Source organism: Actinoplanes sp. NPDC051343, assembly GCF_044455125.1.
Classification (GTDB): domain Bacteria; phylum Actinomycetota; class Actinomycetes; order Mycobacteriales; family Micromonosporaceae; genus Actinoplanes.
In genome coordinates, this window is sequence record NZ_JBITEL010000005.1 from 348,119 (window position 1) to 364,867 (window position 16,749).

The 16,749-nt window shown below is 71.5% G+C and carries 15 protein-coding genes; 12 read left to right on the plus strand and 3 right to left on the minus strand.

The features are described from left to right. The first annotated feature begins 38 nt into the window (after positions 1-38). The 5 genes from ACIA5C_RS19030 to ACIA5C_RS19050 all read left to right on the plus strand — a co-directional run bounded on the left by ACIA5C_RS19030 (position 39) and on the right by ACIA5C_RS19050 (position 3,961). Positions 39-824 (plus strand): prepilin peptidase, encoded by a 786-nt coding sequence (locus tag ACIA5C_RS19030; protein ID WP_396056254.1) that lies wholly within the window; start codon positions 39-41, stop codon positions 822-824. Positions 825-835: 11 nt separating this feature from the next. Continuing rightward, a complete protein-coding gene (pilM, locus tag ACIA5C_RS19035) occupies positions 836-1,861 on the plus strand; it encodes a type IV pilus assembly protein PilM (RefSeq protein WP_396056257.1) in 1,026 nt (341 codons plus the stop codon). Next, entirely contained in the window at positions 1,861-2,577 is a 717-nt protein-coding gene (locus tag ACIA5C_RS19040; protein WP_396056259.1) for a PilN domain-containing protein, read from the plus strand. The genes pilM and ACIA5C_RS19040 overlap by 1 nt, the downstream gene beginning before the upstream one ends. Next, positions 2,577-3,185 carry a type 4a pilus biogenesis protein PilO gene (locus ACIA5C_RS19045; RefSeq protein ID WP_396056261.1) on the plus strand — a complete coding sequence of 203 codons (609 nt, stop codon included), beginning with the start codon at positions 2,577-2,579 and terminating at the stop codon, positions 3,183-3,185. Before ACIA5C_RS19040 ends, ACIA5C_RS19045 begins: the two co-directional genes overlap by 1 nt. A 122-nt stretch (positions 3,186-3,307) precedes the next feature. Then, positions 3,308-3,961: a GntR family transcriptional regulator gene (locus ACIA5C_RS19050; protein WP_396056263.1), complete on the plus strand. Its 654-nt coding sequence runs from the start codon at positions 3,308-3,310 to the stop codon at positions 3,959-3,961. Here the strand turns inward: ACIA5C_RS19050 and ACIA5C_RS19055 are convergent. After that, on the minus strand, positions 3,955-4,800 hold the full coding sequence (locus ACIA5C_RS19055; RefSeq protein ID WP_396056265.1) for an LLM class flavin-dependent oxidoreductase: 846 nt from the start codon (positions 4,798-4,800) through the stop codon (positions 3,955-3,957). The genes ACIA5C_RS19050 and ACIA5C_RS19055 overlap by 7 nt on opposite strands. 102 nt (positions 4,801-4,902) lie before the next feature. Here ACIA5C_RS19055 and ACIA5C_RS19060 point away from each other — a divergent pair, with 102 nt between their 5' ends. The 5 genes from ACIA5C_RS19060 (at position 4,903) to ACIA5C_RS19080 (ending at position 11,135) form a co-directional block, all read left to right on the plus strand. Next, the gene (locus ACIA5C_RS19060) at positions 4,903-6,921 is read left to right on the plus strand and encodes an ATP-binding protein (RefSeq protein ID WP_396056267.1); all 2,019 of its coding nucleotides are present in this window, start codon (positions 4,903-4,905) and stop codon (positions 6,919-6,921) included. A gap of 11 nt (positions 6,922-6,932) precedes the next feature. After that, positions 6,933-7,064, plus strand: coding sequence for a hypothetical protein (locus tag ACIA5C_RS19065; protein WP_396056269.1), 132 nt, complete (start codon positions 6,933-6,935; stop codon positions 7,062-7,064). 254 nt (positions 7,065-7,318) lie between these two features. Then, positions 7,319-8,539, plus strand: coding sequence for an FAD-dependent oxidoreductase (locus ACIA5C_RS19070; protein WP_396056271.1), 1,221 nt, complete (start codon positions 7,319-7,321; stop codon positions 8,537-8,539). Further along, positions 8,536-10,482 (plus strand): thioesterase domain-containing protein, encoded by a 1,947-nt coding sequence (locus ACIA5C_RS19075; RefSeq protein ID WP_396056273.1) that lies wholly within the window; start codon positions 8,536-8,538, stop codon positions 10,480-10,482. The genes ACIA5C_RS19070 and ACIA5C_RS19075 overlap by 4 nt, the downstream gene beginning before the upstream one ends. 92 nt (positions 10,483-10,574) lie before the next feature. Beyond that, the gene (locus ACIA5C_RS19080; RefSeq protein ID WP_396056275.1) at positions 10,575-11,135 is read left to right on the plus strand and encodes a dihydrofolate reductase family protein; all 561 of its coding nucleotides are present in this window, start codon (positions 10,575-10,577) and stop codon (positions 11,133-11,135) included. A gap of 1 nt (position 11,136) precedes the next feature. On the opposite strand, the gene ACIA5C_RS19085 is transcribed toward ACIA5C_RS19080, so the two are convergent. Next, positions 11,137-12,306, minus strand: coding sequence for an MFS transporter (locus tag ACIA5C_RS19085; protein ID WP_396056277.1), 1,170 nt, complete (start codon positions 12,304-12,306; stop codon positions 11,137-11,139). Between the two features lie 55 nt (positions 12,307-12,361). Between ACIA5C_RS19085 and ACIA5C_RS19090 the strand changes: the two genes are divergently transcribed. Together ACIA5C_RS19090 and ACIA5C_RS19095 are read left to right on the plus strand one after the other, a co-directional pair. Further along, positions 12,362-13,306 carry a D-2-hydroxyacid dehydrogenase family protein gene (locus ACIA5C_RS19090; RefSeq protein WP_396056279.1) on the plus strand — a complete coding sequence of 315 codons (945 nt, stop codon included), beginning with the start codon at positions 12,362-12,364 and terminating at the stop codon, positions 13,304-13,306. Continuing rightward, positions 13,306-16,032: a BTAD domain-containing putative transcriptional regulator gene (locus ACIA5C_RS19095; protein ID WP_396056281.1), complete on the plus strand. Its 2,727-nt coding sequence runs from the start codon at positions 13,306-13,308 to the stop codon at positions 16,030-16,032. Before ACIA5C_RS19090 ends, ACIA5C_RS19095 begins: the two co-directional genes overlap by 1 nt. Here the strand turns inward: ACIA5C_RS19095 and ACIA5C_RS19100 are convergent. Next, a complete protein-coding gene (locus tag ACIA5C_RS19100) occupies positions 16,029-16,736 on the minus strand; it encodes a class I SAM-dependent methyltransferase (RefSeq protein ID WP_396056284.1) in 708 nt (235 codons plus the stop codon). The two genes, ACIA5C_RS19095 and ACIA5C_RS19100, sit on opposite strands and share 4 nt — an antisense overlap. Positions 16,737-16,749: the final 13 nt, after the last annotated feature.

Consider the following 16,749-nt stretch of genomic DNA (forward strand, 5'->3'; position numbering starts at 1 on the left):
CACCGGCGTAAGCGACGCGGACCGAGGAGGAATTCGACATGCAGGTCATGCTGCTGGGCTTTGCCGGCCTTCTCGGTCTCGTCGTCGGCTCGTTCCTGAACGTCGTGATCTACCGGGTGCCCCGCAACGAGTCGCTGGTCACGCCCGGGTCGCACTGCCCGCACTGCGGTCACGTGGTGCGCAACCGGCACAACGTCCCGGTGCTCGGCTGGCTGCTGCTGCGCGGGAAATGCGCCGACTGCCAGGCTCCGATCAGCGCCCGCTACCCGCTCGTCGAGGCCGGCACGGGGCTGCTGTTCGTCGCGGTCGCCGCCCGCTTCGGGCTCTCCTGGGAACTGCCGGCCTACCTCTACCTGGCCGCGATCGCGGTCGCCCTGGCCGCCATCGACCTTGACGTCATGCGGCTGCCCGACAAGATCGTCCTCCCCTCGTACGGGGTAGCGGTCGCCCTGCTCGCCCCGGCCGTCGTGGCCGAGCACAGCTGGGCCGCCGCCACCCGCGGCCTGATCGCGGCCGTGCTGCTCTACGGCCTCTACTTCGTCCTGGCCGTCCTGCCCCGAGGCATGGGCGGCGGCGACGTGAAGCTCGCCCCGCTGCTCGGGCTCTATCTGGGCTGGCTGGGCTGGAGCTCGGTCGCGGTCGGCGCGTTCGCTGGCTTCCTGCTCGGCGGCGTGGTCGGCGCGCTGCTCATGGTGCTCAAGCTGGCCGACCGCAAGAGCCGGATCCCGTTCGGCCCCTACATGCTCGCCGGCGCGTTCCTGGCGGTCTTCGCGGCCGCCCCGATCGCGCACTGGTACACCTCCCTCCTGCTCCCCACCAGCTGAAAGGACCCTCGATGGCTGGCGTCATCCCGATCGGGCTCGACATCGGCTCGTCCTCGATCCGGGCGGTCGAGGTCCGGCGCAACAAGGACGAGTTCGCACTGTCGAACTTCGGCCAGGTCCCGCTGCCCGCCGGCACCGTGACCGGCGGCGTCATCCAGGAGCCGGGCGCGGTCACCGCGGCGCTCAAACAGCTCTGGGCGGCCTGCAAGTTCGGCACCAAGCACGTGAGCCTCGGCGTGACCAGCCCGCAGCTGGTGGTGCGCGAGATGTCGGTGGCGAACCTGCCGGCCAAGGAGATGCGCCAGGCCCTGCCGTTCCAGGTCAAGGACGCGCTGCCGCTGGCCGTCGAACGCTCGCTGCTCGACTTCTATCCGCTCGAGGAACCGGGCAGCAACCCGACCGTACGCGGCCTGCTGATCGCCATGCCCAAGGACGCGGTGCTGGCCGCGGTCGAGGCGTGCGACAAGGCCGGCCTGCACGTGGACGCGGTCGACCTCGCCTCGTTCGCCCTGCTGCGCGCCGCCTCCCGGCTGGACGCCCAGGTCGAGGCCATCGTCGACGTCGGCTCCGAGGTGACAAGCGTCGTCGTGCACGTCGACGGCGAGCCGTTGATCGTCCGGACGGTGCCGCGCGGCGGCAGCGAGATCACCGCGAGCATGGCCACCCGGCTCGGCGTGCCCGAGCAGGAGGCCGAGTCGATCAAGTGCCGGTTCGGCCTGCACGGCGACGGCAACCCGGCGACCTCGGACGCCGCCCTCGACGCCATCCGCCCCCTGGTCAGCGAGCTGCGCAGCTCGTTCACCTACCTGGCGTCGGGCGAGCGGCAGAAGCAGGTCACCCGGATCTCCCTGTGCGGCGGCAGCGCGCTGATGCCCGGCCTCGCCGAGCACCTGCAGTCCCAGCTGAACCTGCGGGTGATGTACGCGGACAGCGCCAGCCGGCTGCGCGACACCCGCAAGGGCCGCGAGCGCGGCTTCGACAGTTTCGTGCCGTCGGCCGCCGTGTCGATCGGCCTGACGTTGGGAGCGGCCGCCTGATGAGCACCAGCCTGATGCCCCTCGACCCGGCGATGTCGCCGCAGCAGGTCGCCCGCCTGCTGCCGATCCGGGCCAAGCTGCTCCCGTCGGAGATCACCAGCCGGCGCAACGCCCGCCGGATGCGGGCCTTCGTGATCGCCGCGGTGCTGGTGGCGATCGCCGGGCTCGGCGGCTGGAGCGCCGACGCGTACCACGACCACAGCCTGGCCAAGGACGACCTGGCCGCGGTCAATGCCCAGATCGACAAGGTCAACAACACCATGACCGACCCGCAGCACGCCGCGGTCACCAAGGCCGTCAGCGACAACAAGGCGATGTCGGACGAGCTCAAGACGCTGATGGCGAACGATCTGCGCTGGTCGACCCTGCTCGACAACGTGCGCTCGACCGGCACCAAGGCCGAGATCACGATCTCTCAGATCACGGTGTCGCTGGCCGACAAGGGCACGACGACCACCGGCCCGGCGACCGCCGGCGCCGCGCCGGTCGCCACGCTGAGCCTCCAGGGCACGGCCAAGGACAAGAGCACGATCGCCGGGTTCATCAAGAAGCTCGGTTCGACGCCCGGCATCGGCAACCCGTACCTGACCACGGCCTCGCAGTCCGCGGAGACCGCCGACACCGCAGCCCACTACACGTTCACCATCAGCGCCGACGTGACGTCGTCCGCCCTGTGCGGCCGGTTCACCACCCCCTGCAAGACCGGAGGCAAGTGATGACGCAGCGCACCGACCGGCTCTGGCTGATGGGCGGCATCGTGGTCATCGCCCTGCTCGCGGTCGCCAGCTGGTTCCTCGTGATCAGCCCACGGCACACCGACACCGCTGCCGTACGCGACCAGGTCGGCGACGGGAACGTCCAGCTCGCCAAGCTCCGGCGCCAGCTGTCCGAGCTCGACGCCAAGAAGAAGCAGCTGCCCGCGATGAGGGCCCAGTACGCCGCCTACCAGAAGGCTCTGCCGTCCGAGGACGCCCTGCCGGCCAACAACCCGCAGGCCGCGTTCCTCAACCAGCTGCAGGATTTCGGCACCGCGGCGAACGTCGACATCAACAGCCTGACCGTCGGCGAGCCGACCGCCTCCGAGGCGCTGCCCTCGGTCAACGAGGTGGCGATCACCCTGAGCGTCGAGGGCAACGTCAACGACATGAGCGCGTTCCTGCTGCGCATGCAGAACGCACAGGGACGAGCGGTGCTGATCTCGTCGGTCGGTCTGACCGCGAAGGCGGACGCCGACGGTACGAACGCCGACGATGTCACGGCCAGCCTCGTGCTGACCGCGTTCGAGACGCCGAAGACCGGAAGCACCAAACTGACGACCAAATAGCCGTTACTGCAAGTGCCAGAATGATCGACACCGGGTAGGCGGAAACCGCGCGGTCACCGTGAGTACAGTGCCGGTATCCCATCCGACCGCTCCCGCCGCCGCCCCTCAAAGGAATCAGAATCATGTCCTATGCGGTTCCCCCCACCCGGACCGCCGCGGTCGTCCGTCAGCTGCGGAACGAGATCGTCACCGGCGACCTGCCGCCGGGCACGCTGATCAAGGACGCTGAACTGGCCGCGCGCCTCGGGGTGAGCATCACCCCGGTGCGCGAGGCGATCGCTCAGCTCTCGGTCGAGGGCCTGATCGACATCGCACCCAACCGCACCCGGCACGTCACCCGGGTCACCCAGAAGAACGCCCTCGAGCTGATCGACGTGATGAGCGTGCTCGCCTGCGCCGGCTTCGAGTGGGGCGTCGACAACCTGACCGCCACCCACCTCGAGCTGCTGCGCCAGCGGCAGGACGAGTTCGTGACGGCGCTGCGAGACGGCAACGTGCTGGCCGCCGGCGCGGCCGGGGCCGACTTCAGCACGACCGTGATCCTGGCCAGCGGCAACCGCGAGCTGCAGTCGATGGTCGACCTGGTGGTGGCCCGCACGATGCGCATCCTGGCGATGACCGCCGAGAGCGACCTGTGGCGCATCTGGATCGACGGCCACGCCGACATCGTCAGGCTGCTCGATGCGGGCGACAACCGGGGTGCCCTGGCCCGCTATCGCAAGATCTACGTCGACTACCGCGCCGCCGTCGAGCAGGAGCTGTTCGACGATCAGTGACGCCGGAGCAGAGCCTCGACGACCTCGATAGCGGGTTTGCGTACGGCAAAGCGGGTGATCCCCCACCGCGACTCGACCGCCTTGATCTTCGCCGCGATCTCCTCGATGGTCCCGGCCAGCATGAACGGCGCCGCGACCAGGTCCTCCTCGGGGGTCGAGGTGTCCTTGGCCCACTCGGCGTAGACGGCACCGGCGTCGTCGGTGACCTGCACCAGCTGCACCAGCGCCTCGATCGGCTTGCCGCCGGCCAGCTCGACCTGGGCGTCGACCTGACCGGTGTGCCAGCGCACCTCGTGCCCGTGGCCGTCGTCCAGGGTGCGGCCGAGGCCGGAGAGGCCGATGAGGTCGGCGTGCTCGGCCGCCCAGCCCAGCAGCCGGGTGTTGCCGCCGCCGATCAGCAGCGGCACCGGCTGCTGCACCGGGCGCGGCTTCTCCATGCCGTCGCCGGCCAGCATCCGCCGGGTCGCCTCGGCCACCGCGATGCAGTGGTCGACACGGGCGCGTACGCCCGGACGCACCTTGCCGACCGCGGCCCACTCGGCCGGGGTGTGGCCGGCGCCCAGCCCGAGAATCGCCCGGCCGCCCGAGACCACGTCGAGCGTCGCCACGTCGGAGGCGAGCAGGATCGGCTCGCGCACGCCCGCGTTCGCGACGTAGGACCCCAGCCGGAGCCGTGCGGTGACCGCGGCCGCCGCGGCCAGGGCGACGAACGGGGCCGGGCACGATCCGGGGTGGTCGGCCACGTAGAGCGCCTCGAAACCGATTTCTTCGGCGCGCCGGGCCAGGTCGAGCCAGCCCGCGGCGTCGTCGGGGAGGGCCTGCAGGGAGAAGGTCGTCATTGCTCGATCCTCACCCATTTCCCGGCCGGACGGCCCGCTCGTCTGCCAGTAGCAGACAGGGTGCCGCCTCAACCGGGCGGCACTTCTGCCGAAGAGATCGACATGTCCGAGACCGTGGGCCGGTCGCTGCTGCGCACCGTGTGGTTCGCCCTGTTGTACGTGGCCACCACGTACGCCGGGCGCCGCACCGTGCTCGACGCGACCAACCTGAGCCTGGTGTGGCCGGCCGCCGGCGTCCTCGCCGTGTGGGCGGTCACCCAGTGGCGCTCGCGCGTGAAGTGGGCGGATGCGCTCTGCCTGGTCATGATCACCCTGGCGGTGAACCACGCGACCGGCTCGAGCATCGGCCAGTCGGCGATCTTCGCGGCGGCCAACCTGACCCAGGGCCTCGCCTTCGCGGCGCTGGTCCAGCGGTGGCTCCCCGAGGTGCGGATGGCCGGCGGCCGCCCGATCGCCACGCTCACCGAACTGTGGCGGTTCCTCGCCGCGGCCGTGGTGAGCACGGTGGCCGGCGCCGCGGTCGGCCCGACCGGGGTCTGGCTCACCACCGGCCACTACAACGTCCAGTCGACCGCGGTCTGGCTGGCCCGCAACACGGTAAGCGTCGTGGTCATCGGCATCGCGCTGGACCGGATCGGCTGTCTGCTGACCCTCCGGCGCCGGCCGCGCGCCGCCACCGACGCCGGCCGGTTGGAGTACGCGCTGGTCACCGCCCTGTCCGCGGCCGCCTACTATTTCACCTTCGGTGCCGGGCCCGGCATGCCTGTCGCGTTCGCGCTGATCGCCCTCTCGGTCTGGGGCGGCCTGCGCCTGCGCACCACGTTCGTGGCGCTGCACTCGCTGGTCTTCGGCGCCGCGGCGATCCTGTACACCCTCGACGGCCGCGGTCCGTTCGCCCAGATCGCCTCCCATCCGATGCGCGCCCTGGTGGTGCAGTTGTTCGTCGGCACGGTCACCGTCGTCGGGCTGGCACTCTCGCTCGGCCGGGCGGAACGCGACGCCCTGCTGGCCCGGCTGCGCGACTCCGAGAACGCGGCGGTCGAGCAGGCCCGGCTGCTGAGCGGCATCGTCGACGCGATGACCGAGGGTCTCGCCGTGGTCGACGAGCGCGGGCAGTTCCTCCTGCGCAACCCGGCGGCCGGCCGCATCGCGGGCGTCACCAGCCCGGACGGCCGGGTGCCGGACAACAGCTACTACGGCGTGCTCCGGGCCGACGGCAGCCCACTGCCCGAACGGGATGCCACCCACCGGCGCATCTTCGACGGCCGCTACGAGGAGATGGACCTGCTCATCCGCAACGCGTCGGTGCCCGACGGGCGGATCATCCGGGTGAGCGGCGCCGAGGTCGCGGCGGGGGCGGACGGCGTACGCCGCGCGGTCGTCGTCTTCCATGACGTCACCGCCGACCGCCGGCACCGCGACGAGCTGTCCCGGTTCGCCGGGGTCGTCGCGCACGACCTGCTCAACCCGCTGACCACGGTCGAGGGCTGGTCGGAGGCACTGGCCGAGGAGGTCGACGAGAACGACCACTTCGCGGCCGACAGCGTCGCCCGCATCCGGCGGGCGGCCGCGCGGATGCGCAGCCTGATCGACGACCTTCTGGCCCACACCACGGCCCGCGACGCGGCTCTCTCACCCACCGCGGTGGCTCTCGGCGATCTCGTACGCGATGTCGCCGCCGGCCGCCTCGACCACGCCCAGAGCACCTCGAGCCCGATGCCCCGCTTCGACATCGGCGAACTGCCGTACGTTCACGCCGACCCGCTGCTCACCCGGCAGCTGCTGGAAAACCTGATCGGCAACGCGATCAAGTACACGGCGGCCGGGGTGGTACCGCACATCACCGTGCGCGGCGCCCCGGCGGCCGACGGCCTGCTGCGGATCACGATCGACGACAACGGCATCGGCATCCCGCCCGGCCAGCACGAGGCGATCTTCCAGAACTTCCACCGGGCGCATGCCGAGGCGGGCTACGCCGGCACCGGGCTCGGTCTCGCGATCTGCAAGCGGATCGTCGAGCGGCACGGCGGAAACATCGTTGCGACCGGCAACGAGGGCGGCGGCTCGCGCATGACCTTCACCCTGCCGATGGCCGACAAGCCCCTGATCTTGGCGGCGTAACGTGGTCGGGCGTGACAACGATTGAGGGTGCGCTCGTCTTCGCCGGAATCCCGCTCGCCGTGGTCGGCGTCGTCTTCGGCGCGGTCTTCAGCACCACCCCCAAACCGCCGCGGGACGAATCGAAGAAGACCAAGAAGCCCTGACCTCGGGGACGTCCTGGTTGATCTTGTCGTATACCTCGATGATTTCGCCGATGTCAAAACAACAGGGCGGCGGACGGCCCCTGCGCCCTCGGTTGTTCGGCTGAGAAGCCATCCCCGGATCGGTGCCGACCTGCGGACTTCCCGACAGCGCAGATGCCGTCAGGGGACTATCTGTGAATTTTCTGGAAAGCTAATATCCCCGTCGATCGCCGAATCCTCGGCGATTTTTGTCACATGGCATGGGGACGGTCGCAGTGACAGTGGCCATCATCGGAGCGGGGCCCTACGGCCTTTCCATCGCGGCGCATCTTCGCTCGCTCGGGATTCCATATCGGATCTTCGGCACGCCGGTCGACACCTGGGCCCAACACATGCCGGCCGGCATGTTCCTGAAGTCGGACGGATTCGCGTCCAGCCTCAGCGATCCGGACGGCAAGGGCACACTCGAGAACTACTGCACGGACCGCGGCGTCCCGTACCACCCGACCATCCGGCCGGTCCCGGTCGAACTGTTCGTCGACTACGCGCGGGCCTTTCAGGAGCGCTTCGTCCCCGACCTCGAAGAGCGGCAGGTGGTCTCGCTCGACAAGGTCGGTGACGTCTACACGCTCATCCTCGACGACGGCGAGACGCTGAACGCCGACCAGGTCGTCCTGGCGGTCGGCATCACCCACTTCGGCCTGGTACCCCCGCAACTCGCCGGTCTGCGGCCGGACCTCATGTCGCACAGCTCCGACCACCACGACATGGAACGCTGGGCCGGTCGGCACGTCGCCGTGATCGGTGGCGGCTCCTCGGCGATCGACCTCGCGGTCTTCCTGAAAGAGGCCGGCACGCACGTCACCCTGGTGGTGCGGGCCGAGCGGCTGCGTTTCGCCTCCCCGCCGTCCGACCGCGTGCGGAGCCGGTGGGAACGGATGAAAGCGCCCTCGTCGGGTCTGGGCCCGGGCTGGAAGTCGTGGGTGTGCGAAAACCTCCCCCAGTTCTTCCGCTTCCTGCCCGGCGACCTGCGCACCACGATCGTGCGGCGGCACCTCGGGCCGGCCGCGGGCTGGCCGATGAAGGGCCGCCTCGAGGACGGCGTCGACATCCTGCTCGGCACCAGCATCGAGCAGGCGTCCGAAGAGGACGGCCGGGTGCGGCTGACGCTGCGCCGCGCCGACGGCACCCGCACCGAGCTGCTGGTCGACCACGTGGCGGCGGCGACCGGCTACCTGCCGGACGTCGAACGGCTGCGCTTCCTCAGCCGGCCGCTGCGTGCGGCCGTCCGCACCCACAACGACGCACCGATGGTCGACGGCGCCTTCCAGACCTCGGTCGACGGGCTCTACATCGTCGGACCGGGCGCGGCCGACAGCTTCGGCCCGCTGATGCGGTTCATGGTCGGGGCCGAGTTCGTCGCGCCCACGGTCGCGAAGCGGCTCGCGCGCCGGGCCCGGCGGACGCAGCCCGCACGCCCGGTGACGACCGCATGAGCACACCGGTCACCGACGGGGTGCGGCTCGAGCAGCTGCGGCCGGGCTCGACCGGCGACAACCTCTTCCTGGTACCGGGCCTCGGCGGCGACCCGGCCGAGCTGGCCGGCCTGGCCGCCGCCTTCACCGGCCCGCAGTCGGTGTACGCGGTGGTGCCCGCCGCCGGTGGCCCGCCCGACCTCGCCGACATGTCCCGGCGACTGGTCGCGGCGGTCCGGCAGACCCAGCCGTCCGGGCCGTACCGGCTGGGCGGCTACTCGTTCGGCGGCCTGGCCGCGTTCGAAATGGCCCAGCAGCTGCGGGCGGCCGGCGAGACCGTCGAGTCGCTGTTCCTGATCGACGCGATCTTCGACGAGCGGTACTGGCCGCGCCGCACCTGGCAGCGGGCGCTGATCCGGCGTACGTGGTGGCAGCTGGTCCGGATCGTGCGCCTGCCCCCGCGGGAAGCGGCGGCCGAATTCCGGCACCGCGGCGGGCGCCTCGTGCAGCGGCTGCGGCGGCGCGACACCGCGGCGCCCGACGACCTGCACACGGTCGAGACGTCCGAGCCGACCCTGGCCGGCACCGCGCTGCAGGCGATCGGCGGCTACCGGCCCCAGTTCTACGACGGCGACCTGACCCTGATCGCCTCGGCGGTCGACCGGCACTTCGGCGCCGACACGGGCCGGCTCTGGGACGGGTACGCCCGCCACATCGACCTGCTCCGCATCGCCGGCGACCACCTCACGGCCATGCACAGCCCGGCCTCGGCCGCCGTGATCGCCCAGATGATCGAACACCGCCTGGCCGCGTCCCGCCCCGACTGGCCCGGCCTGCGCCCGGCCGCCGGCTTCGCCCGCCCGATGATCGTCACGACCATGCGCTGGTTCTCGGCCGCCCGGCTGGCGAACGCCCTGGCCGAGGCCGGCTTCGAGGTCTCCGCCTGCCGCCCGGCCGACCACCCTCTCGACGCGGTCACCACACTCAGCGCCGACCACCGGCTGAGCCGGGTGGGCCGCCTCGCCGGCCTCGAAGCGGCGATCCACGCCTCCCGGCCCGACGTGCTGCTGCCCGACGACGAGCGGGCCTGGGCCCTGCTCCGGCGCCTGCACGGCCACACGAGCGACCCGGCGGTCCGAGCGCTGATCGAGCACTCCCTCGGCCGGCCCGGCGACTGGGAGCACATCTCGTCGCGTACGGCCGTGGCGCAAGCCGCCCGCAAAGCGGGCGTCGCGGTCCCGGCGACCGAGGTCGTTCCCGGCCCGGCGGCACTCTCCGGCCGGCCGTACCCCCTGATGCTCAAGACCGACGGCAGCTGGGGCGGCCGTGGCGTGGCAACGGTGCGGTCGCCGGACCAGTTGGCGCCGGCCTGGGCCGCGATGTCCCGCCCGCCGACCTACCCCCGGGCGATCAAGCGCCTGGTCGTCAACCGCGACGCGGACGGCCTGGTCGCCCGCCTGCGCGGCCGCCAGCCGGTGGTCAACGCCCAGCAGTACGTCGAGGGCCGCGAGGCCATCGCGACGGTGGCCTGCCTCGACGGCGAGGTCCGCGACCTGGTCTGCCTGGAAGTACTCGAGGCCTCGGCGGAACGCGGTCCGGCCGCGGTGGTCCGGGTGATCGAGCATCCGGGCATGACCGCGGCGGCGCGGGCACTGGTCGACCTGTTCGGGCTGAGCGGCTTCTGCGGCATGGATTTCATCCTCACGCCGGACGGCGTGGCCCACCTGCTGGAACTCAACCCGCGCGTGACGCCGACGTGCCACCTGCTGGTCGAGGGCGGCCACCCGGCCGGCCGGGCGATGACCCTGTTCCCGCCGGAGTGCCCGCCGGTCAAGGCACTCGACGCGCCGGTGCGGTCGCTGGCCCTGATGTCGCTGGGCGACCGGATCGCGGCCCGGCAGTCCCGGCCCCTGACCCGCATGGGCCGCCGCCTGACCCAGCGCCTCAACACCTCCCGCTTCTAAATGAGGGGCCCCGCCCTCATCCCAAAGTTGGAGGCGCAGGATCCGTACTGCGCCCGATGCATCCGGTCCCCCCGGTTTCCTACCGTCGGGACATGCGGAAGTTGATTTTAGGTTTCTACGTCTCGCTCGACGGTAAGAGCGCTGACGGGGACAACGGAATTCGGGACGTCATGATGAGCATCGACGACCCGGAGCAGGAGAAGTACTTCGTCAGCCGGCTGTGGGAAGCCGGGGCCTTCCTCATGGGCCGCAACACCTACGAGATCATGGCCGGATACTGGCCCACCTCCGACCACCCGTCGGCCAAGGCCATGAACGAGATCCCCAAGGTGGTGTTCTCCCGCAGCCTGAAATCGGCCGACGCCTGGCCCGCGACCCGGATCGCCGCCGGTGACACGGCACAGGAGATCGCCCGGCTGAAGGCCGAGCCCGGCAAGGACCTCGTCGCCGCCGGCGGCACCGCGTTCATGCACTCCCTGATCAAGCTCGGCGTGGTCGACGAGTACCGGCTGTGGGTGCTGCCCGCCGCCACCGGCAAGGGCGCGCCGCTGTTCCCCGAGTTGGACCGGCCCGTGACCCTGCGCCTGGTAAAAAGCACGGCTTTCCCGTCCGGGATCCTCGAACTGGTCTACGCGCCGGCCGACCGGCAGTAGCTCAGGAGTCTCGCCGGCGAGGGACGAAACGGGCCAGGACGGCCGCCGCGGCGAAGCCGACGAGGCCTGAGACGACGATGCCGGAGGCCAGGCCGGCCAGGGCGGTCACGGCCGAGAGGAGGACCGGGCCGAGGGCGGCGCCGCCGTCCGCCAGCTCCCGCCAGACGCCCAGGAAGGTCGGGCGGCCGATGGCCGGTGCCACGTCCGCGCCGAGCGTGTTGACGATGCCGGAGCCGATGCCGTTGCCGACGCCCATCACGGTCGCGGCCACGCCCAGGGTCACCGCGCCGTGGGTCAGCGGCATGGCCAGGAACGACAGTCCCATCACCAGCGTGCACGGCACGGCCACCGCCGCGCGGCCCCACCGGTCCATCACCAGGCCGGCCGGGTAGAAGACCAGGGCCTCGAGCGCGCCCGAGACACCGAACAGGATCGACGAGGTGCTGGGGTCCAGATGGAGGTGGTGGGCCCACAGCGGCACCACCACCTGGCGGGTCTGGCGGATCGCCGAGAGCAGCAGCACGCCGACGCCGAGCGTGGCCATCACCCGCCAGTGCCGGCGGGTGATCGACCAGGTCGAGACGTCCTTGGCCGAGCCGTGCGAAGGCAGGTCGGGCACCGTGTAGGCGATCACCCCGGCGCCGAGGACGACGATCAGCGAAGCAAGGTAGGCACTGTCCAGGCCGTACAGCTTGATGAGCCCCGCCCCCGCGAAGGGGCCGACGAAGGCGCCGATCCGGGCCGAGCCACCGAGGGTCGACATGGCCCGCGCCCGCATCGCGGGCGGCACCACCTCGGTCAGGTAGGACTGGCGGGCCAGCTGGAAGACCGCTCCCGCCATGCCCTGGGCCAGCACGCCGATCGCGAACAGCCACAGGCCGACGTCGGCCACGCAGAGCACGAGGCCGGCCGCGTTGAAGGCAGCCGCCCAGATCATCGAGCGGCGCTCGCCGAACCGGGTGGTCAGCACGCCGGCCGGGATGTTGGAGGCGATCGCGCCGATGCCCATCAGCGAGACGACCAGCCCGGCGACGGCGATCGAGGCGCCGCGTTCGATCGCGCTGATCGCGATCACCGGCGCGGTCACGCCGGACGAGAAGCCGTAGAGCAGAGCCGGCCCGTACGCCGAAACCGCGACCGACCGCAGCCGGAAGGGAGCCTCGGTCGTCATGCCTGAGATCCTGCCCGGAAATCCCAAAGGTAAGACCGAGGTATAAAACACAGGCATGAGGATCGTGGTGCTCGACGACTATCAGCGTGTGGCCCGCAAATACGGGAAGTTCGACGACGACGTGCAGGTCCTGCACGAGCACCTGGCCGATCCCGTGGAGGCCATCGACGAGGCCGACGTGGTGGTGGCGATGCGCGAGCGCACCCCGTTCCCGGCCGAGATCTTCGACCGGCTGCCGAGGCTGCGACTGCTCGTGACGACCGGCATGGCCAACGCCGCCATCGACATGGAGGCCGCCGCCGCGCACGGTGTCACCGTCTGCGGCACCGAGATGCACGGGTCACGGAACACCGCCGAGCTCACCTGGGCCCTCATCCTGGCCTGCCGCCGGCACGTGGTGACCGAGGATCGGGCGCTGCGCGACGGCCGCTGGCAGACCACGGTCGGCACCGACCTCGCCGGCAGCACCCTGGGCCTGCTCGGGCTGGGCCGGCTCGGCAGTCAGGTGGCCGCCATCGGTCGGGCTTTTGACATGCGGGTGGTCGCGTGGAGCCAGAATCTGACACCGGAGAGGGCCGCGGAGGCCGGTGCGACCTGGGTCTCCAAGCACGATCTGTTCACGGTCAGTGATGTCGTGAGTGTTCACCTGAAGCTGAGTCCGCGTACCGAAGGCCTGGTCGGCGCCGCCGACCTGGCCGCCATGAAACCTTCCTCGATCTTGATCAACACCTCCCGCGGACCGATAGTCGACCAAGATGCGCTGGTCAGCGCTCTGGCGTCGGGTTCGATCGCCGGGGCGGGCCTCGACGTCTACGACGCCGAGCCACTGCCGGCCGGTCATCCGCTGCGCGGCGCGCCCAACACCGTGCTGCTCCCCCACCTCGGCTATGTCACTGAGGGTGCCTATTCCTCGATGTACGAGCAGGTCGTCGAGGACATCGCCGCGTGGCGTTCCGGTTCGCCGGTCCGCGTGTTGGCAGGACCTACGCTTGCCACCTGATGGCTTCCTTGACCTTCACCGTCCTCGGCCCGGTCCGGGCCTGGCGCGGTGAGACCGAGATCGATCTGGGACCGCCCAAGCAGCGGGCACTCCTGGCCCTCTTCCTGCTCGACCCCGGTCACCCGCTGTCACCGGACGAGATCGTCGCCGTGCTGTGGGGTGACGAGCCGCCCGATTCGGCGCTCAACCAGGTCCAGCGGCACGTCAGTGTGCTGCGCCGGCTTTTCGAGTCGGATCTCAAGGCGCGAGGTGCCTCCCGCTTTCTGGTACGCGGCTCCGGCGGCTACCGGCTCGACGTCGCGCCGGAGGCCGTGGACCTCGGGCGGTTCCGCGCCCTGCGCCGGCAGGCGACCGCCGAGTCCCTGCTGGAGGCGCTCGACCTGTGGCGCGGGCCGGTCGCAGCGGGCATCCCCGACGAGATCCGCTCGCATCCCGCCTTCGTCGCGGTCGACGGCGAATACCTCTCGGCGGTGAAGTCGGCCGCCGACCTGGCGGTGGAGGCCGGCCCGGAGGCCGCCGACCGGGTGCTGCCGGTCGTGCGGGAGGCCGCCGCCCGCCATCCGCTCGACGAGGCGCTGCAGGCCCGGCTCATGCTGGTCCTGGCCGCGACCGGCAAGCAGGCCGAGGCGCTCGAGATCTTCCAGGCGACGCGCCAGCTTCTCGCCGACGACCTGGGCCTCGACCCGGGCGCCGAGTTGCAGGCGGCCCACCAGCGCGTGCTCAAAGCCGGCACCGGGAAGCAACCGGCCGCGTCGCAGACCCCCGCTCAGCTTCCGGCCGACCTGGCCGCGTTCGCCGGGCGGCGGCAGGAGCTCGACCAGTTCCCCGCGATCGCCGGGAGTCCGACGGCCGCCACCGTGGTCACGATCAGCGGCATGGCCGGCGTCGGCAAGACCACGCTGGCGGTCCACTGGGCGCACCGGATCGCCGGCCACTTCCCCGACGGCCAGCTCTACCTCGACCTGCACGGCTTCCACCCCGGACGCGCGATCACCAGCCCGGCCGACGCGCTGCACGGGGTTCTGGAGTCGCTCGGCGTGCCCGCGGCCGCCGTCCCGGCCAGCCTTCCGGCGCAGGCCGCGCTGTTCCGCAGCCTGCTCGCCCGCCGCCGGATGCTGGTCGTGCTCGACAACGCCCGCGACACCGCGCAGGTGCGCCCGCTGCTGCCCGGTGCGCCCGGCTGCCTGACCGTGGTCACCAGCCGCAACCAGCTCTACGACCTGGTCGCCGAGCACGGCGCCACCGCGATCACCCTGGAACGCCTGCCGTACGCCGACGCGACCGAACTGCTCTCCCGCCGCCTCGGCGCCGACCGGGTGGCGCTGGAGCCGGCCGCCTCCGCCGAGATCGTCGAGCTGACCGGCCGGCTCCCGCTCACCCTGGCGATGGTGAGCGCCCGCGCCGCGATGAACCCCCGCTTCTCGCTCGCCTCGATCGCGGGCGAGCTGCAGCGTTCGCACGGCAGCCTGGACGCGTTCGTCGGCGAGTCGCCGCACTCCGACGTCCGGTCGGTCTTCGACTGGTCCTATCAGGTGCTCACCCCGTCCGCCGCCCGCCTGTTCCGGCTGCTGGCACTCCACCCCGGTCCCGACTGCTCGGTGGGCGCCGCGGCCAGCCTGGCCGGGGAGACGCCCGCCGAGGTGCGGCAGTCGTTCGGCGAACTGCAGCGCGCCAACCTGGTCGCCGAGACCGAGCCGGGCCGGTTCGCCCTGCACGACCTGCTGCGGGCCTACGCCCGCGAACTGGTGCGCGGCGACGACGTCGAACCGCCCCGCGAGCGCTTACGCGACTACTTCCTGCACAGCGCGGCCGCGGCCAGCCGCCTCCTGTTCCCCGGGCGGGAAGAAGCCCCGATGGACCCTCCGGCGGCCGGTTCGGTTCCGGCTTCCTTCCGGTACGCCGCGGACGCCGCCGCCTGGTTCGAAGCGGAGCGCCCCGGACTGGTCGCCGCGATCAAAATGCGCAAACCCTGCACCTGGCGGCTGTCCACGCTCCTCGAGATGTACCTCGACCGCATCGGCGCCTGGCTGATCCAGGTCGAGGTGCAGACGGCCGCCCTGGAGGCGGCCGACACCCCGTTCGCGGTCGCGTCCACCGAGCGGGCGCTGGGCTTCGCCGAGGGCCGGCTGGGCCGCTGGGCGGCCGCCGACCGGCACCTCGGCCGCGCGCTCGAGATCTTCACCGAGATCGGCGACGGCAACGGCCAGGCCCGCACCCACCGGCTCATGGCGTTCCTGCTCAACCGGCGGCTCCGGCACGACGAGGCGCTGTCCCACTATGCCGAGGCGGCCCGCCTCTACCAGGAGACCGGGTTCGAGACCGGACTCGCCTACCTGCGCAACGAGATCGGCTGGACGCACATCCTGACCGGCGAGCACGCCCGGGCGCTCACCGAATGCCGGCGGGCGATCGAGGGCCACCGGGCACTCGGCGACCGCAACGGCCAGGCCGCGGCCTGGGACAGCATGGGCTACGCCCAGCACCACCTCGGAGCGTACGACGAGGCGCTCGACTCGTACGGAGAGGCGATGCGGCTCTACCGCTCCGTCTACGACCGCTCGCTGGAGGCCGAGACGCTGGTGCACATCGGCGACACCCACCATGCGGCCGGCCGCCCCGACCAGGCGGCCCTGGCCTGGCGGCAGGCCCTGGGCATCCTCGACGAACTCGGCCATCCCGACGCCGGGCAGGTCCTCGACCGCATGCGCCTGGTCGAAGCCCGTTAGGCCGGGCGGCGCCACGTCGAGACGTGCCTCGTGCTCTCGTGGGTGAACGGCTCCCGCGACCACGACTCCCAGCGGTCCTCCGGCGTAAGCCCTGCCATCTGCGCCATCAGGTCGAGCTCGGACGGCCACACATAGCGGAACGGGATCGAGCGGAACGCCTCCCGCGACAGATAGTTGGAGCTCATCTGCTGGGTCGCGACATCGTAGCGATCGAAAGCCCACACCTCCGGGCCGTCCTGGAACGGCACCAGGTTCTGGCCCGGCGGCAGCCGCCGCAGGTCGGGCTGCATGGTCTCGATCAGGAAGCGGCCGCCCGGCCGCAGGTGCGCGGCCGCGTTGCGGAAGCAGGCGACCTGGGCCTGCTGATCGGTGAGATTCATGATCGTGTTGAACACGAGGTAGACCAGGTCGAACTCGCCGTCGACCCGCGTGGTCGAGAAGTCGCCGATCGCCACGTCGATCTTGTCACCGCCGGGCTTGGCACGCAGCCGGGCCACCATCGCCCGCGACATGTCGATGCCGGCCACCCGCACCCCGTGCCCGGCCAGCGGCAACGCCACCCGGCCGGTGCCGATCGCGAACTCGAGCGCGCTGCCACCCAGCCCCGCCAGAAGATCAACCGTCTCGGCGATCTCCCGTTCATCAGTGCCGGCGTCATAGGTCGCAGCGACCCGCTCGTCGAAGTAGCCGTCCTCCCCGTCCATCGCCGCAACCTAC